3 protein-coding genes and 1 pseudogene are annotated in these 2,708 nt (G+C 64.5%); all 4 read left to right on the top strand.

Translation table 11 applies throughout. The features are described 5' to 3' along the window. Nucleotides 1-534, top strand: a 534-nt coding sequence (locus VFA16_RS16215) for a Zn-ribbon domain-containing OB-fold protein (protein ID WP_324968803.1), incomplete at its 5' end; no start/stop codon positions are given. Beyond that, nucleotides 531-932, top strand: a complete 402-nt coding sequence (locus VFA16_RS16210) for a MaoC family dehydratase (RefSeq protein ID WP_324968802.1) — start codon at nucleotides 531-533, stop codon at nucleotides 930-932. The genes VFA16_RS16215 and VFA16_RS16210, both read left to right, overlap by 4 nt. Beyond that, nucleotides 932-2,092 (top strand): lipid-transfer protein, encoded by a 1,161-nt coding sequence (locus tag VFA16_RS16205; protein ID WP_324968801.1) that lies wholly within the window; start codon nucleotides 932-934, stop codon nucleotides 2,090-2,092. Before VFA16_RS16210 ends, VFA16_RS16205 begins: the two co-directional genes overlap by 1 nt. 138 nt (nucleotides 2,093-2,230) lie before the next feature. Beyond that, nucleotides 2,231-2,708, top strand: a pseudogene (locus tag VFA16_RS16200) (hypothetical protein); the annotation flags it as partial.

The following is a 2,708-nucleotide window of genomic DNA, read 5'->3' as shown; positions in this document are numbered from 1 at the left end:
TGGTTCATCAACCAGCACATCGTGTGGCAGGTCGGCGATGAGGATGTGGCCGAAATGAACTGGCGCATCCTCAAATTCCGACCGAAGGACAGCGACAAACCGGCGGTACCCGAGGATCTCGACCCAGGTACCATGATGCGGCCCGCGGCGTCGCGCGACACCAAGTTCTTCTGGGACGGCGTCAACGCCCACGAGCTGCGGATCCAGCGGCGCCCCGACGGTAGCCTGCAGCATCCGCCGGTGCCCGCGGTGTGGCAGGACAAAGAAGCCCCGATCGATTATCTGGTGGCCAGCGGCAAGGGCACGGTGTTCAGTTTTGTGGTGCACCATGCGCCGAGAGTGCCCGGCCGCACACTGCCTTTCGTCATCGCGCTCGTCGAGCTCGATGAAGGCGTACGTATGCTCGGCGAACTGCGTAATGTCGACCCCGCGAAGGTAGAGATCGGAATGCCCGTTCGCGCAATCTATATCGACTTCCCGGCCGGCGACAATGGCCCTGAGTGGACGCTGTATGCCTGGGAGCCGGACGCATGAGCGCCCCAGCTGTGGACGTCGGCGCCAAGCTGCCGGAGCTGTCGGTCTACGGCGATCCCACGTTCATCATCTCGACGGCGCTGGCCACTCGCGACTTTCAGGATGTGCACCACGACCGGGACAAGGCCCAGGCCAAAGGCTCGAAGGACATTTTCGTCAACATTCTCACCGACACGGGGCTGGTGCAGCGGTATGTGACCGACTGGGCTGGACCCTCGGCGTTGATCAAGTCAATCAGCCTGCGGTTGGGCGTGCCCTGGTATGCCTACGACACCGTGACGTTCTCCGGTGAAGTGACCGCGATAGAGGATGGGCTGATCACCGTGAAAGTGGTAGGCCGCAATAGCCTTGGCGATCACGTGATCGCCACGACCACGCTGACGATCGGGGATGCGTAGTGCTGTCCGGTAAAGCCGCGATTGTCGGCATCGGCGCGACCGACTTCTCGAAGAACTCTGGCCGCAGCGAGCTGCGGCTGGCGGCCGAGGCGGTGCAGGATGCCCTCGCCGATGCCGGGCTGAATCCGTCTGATGTCGACGGGCTGACCACCTTTACGATGGACAGCAACACCGAGATCGCCGTGGCGCGCGCGGCCGGTATCGGCGAATTGACGTTCTTCTCCAAGATCCACTACGGCGGCGGGGCGGCGTGCGCGATCGTCCAGCAAGCCGCGATGGCCGTCGCCACCGGTATCGCCAATGTCGTTGTGGCATACCGGGCGTTCAATGAGCGCTCCGGCATGCGCTTCGGGCAGGTGCAGACCCGGCTCACCGAAAACGCCGATTCCACCGGCGTGGACAACTCGTTCTCGTACCCGCACGGTTTGAGCACACCTGCTGCGCAAGTGGCGATGATCGCCAAGCGCTACATGCACCTGTCGGGCGCCACCAGCCGCGACTTCGGCGCCATCTCGGTGGCGGACCGCAAGCACGCCGCCAAGAACCCGAAGGCCTACTTCTACGAGAAACCGATAACCATTGAAGATCACCAGAATTCACGGTGGATCGCCGAGCCCCTGCGGCTGCTGGACTGCTGCCAGGAGACCGATGGCGCCGTCGCGATCGTAGTGACTTCTGCTGAGCGAGCGAAGGACCTCAAGCATCGGCCGGCTGTTGCCCAGGCCGCGGCGCAGGGCTCCAGCCCCGACCAGTACACGATGGTCAGCTATTACCGGCCCGAGCTCGACGGCCTGCCCGAGATGGGTCTGGTCGGCCGGCAGCTGTGGGCCCAGTCCGGGTTGAAGCCGACCGACATCCAGACCGCTGTCCTGTACGACCACTTCACGCCGTTCACGCTGATTCAATTGGAAGAGTTGGGTTTCTGCGGCAAGGGCGAGGCCAAGGACTTCATCGCTGACGGTGCCATCGAGATCGGTGGGCGGCTGCCCACCAACACGCACGGGGGTCAGCTCGGTGAGGCCTACATCCACGGCATGAACGGCATCGCGGAGGGTGTTCGTCAACTGCGAGGTACCTCGGTGAATCAGGTGCCGAACGTCGAGCATGTGCTCGTCACCGCCGGCACCGGCGTCCCCACGTCGGGCCTGATCCTGGGCTAGCCCAGCTCGCCGAGCACGCACGTCGCCCAGCGTGAAGTTAGGTGCACTCTCGGCGCCCCGCGGTGAACGTAGCTTCACGCTTGCGCGGGGGACCGTCGGTGAAGTGACGTAATTGCCCAGTCGTGCCAGCCTTCGCACATGGGGGAGCCATTCATCGGCAGCGAAGCCCTCGCTGCAGGCGCGCTGACCAAGGGCCAGTTGGCCACGTACCACACGCGGTTGTTTCGCGACGTCTACATATCGCGCCACAGCGAGGTCACCGCCGTCGACCGCGCCACGGCCGCGTGGCTATGGTCAGGTCGTCGCGGTGTAGTTGCCGGATTCTCCGCCGCGGCGCTGCACGGCAGCAAATGGGTGGACGTGACGCGGCCAGCCGAGCTCATCCACGACAATCGGCATCGCCTCAGCGGTCTGGCGGTGCATACCACCGCGTTCGAGCTTGATGAGATCCAGACCATTGCCGGCGTGCCAGTGACTATCCCGCCCCGCACGGCACTTGACCTGGCCTGCTGGTACCCGACCATGGTGGCTGTACCCGCGATGGACGCACTGGCCCGCGCAACCGACCTCAAACTCGCCGACGTGGAGTTGCTGATGCAGCGGTACAAGGGCCGCC

The organism is Mycobacterium sp., from assembly GCF_035653355.1.
In the GTDB taxonomy this organism is placed as follows: Bacteria; Actinomycetota; Actinomycetes; order Mycobacteriales; family Mycobacteriaceae; genus Mycobacterium.
This window is presented reverse-complemented; position numbering and strand designations above follow the sequence as displayed.

What these genes read in the sequence shown, in the direction of transcription:
- VFA16_RS16210 (WP_324968802.1), top strand. Translation starts at nt 531, where the DNA reads ATGAGCGCCCCAGCTGTGGACGTCGGCGCCAAGCTGCCGGAGCTGTCG.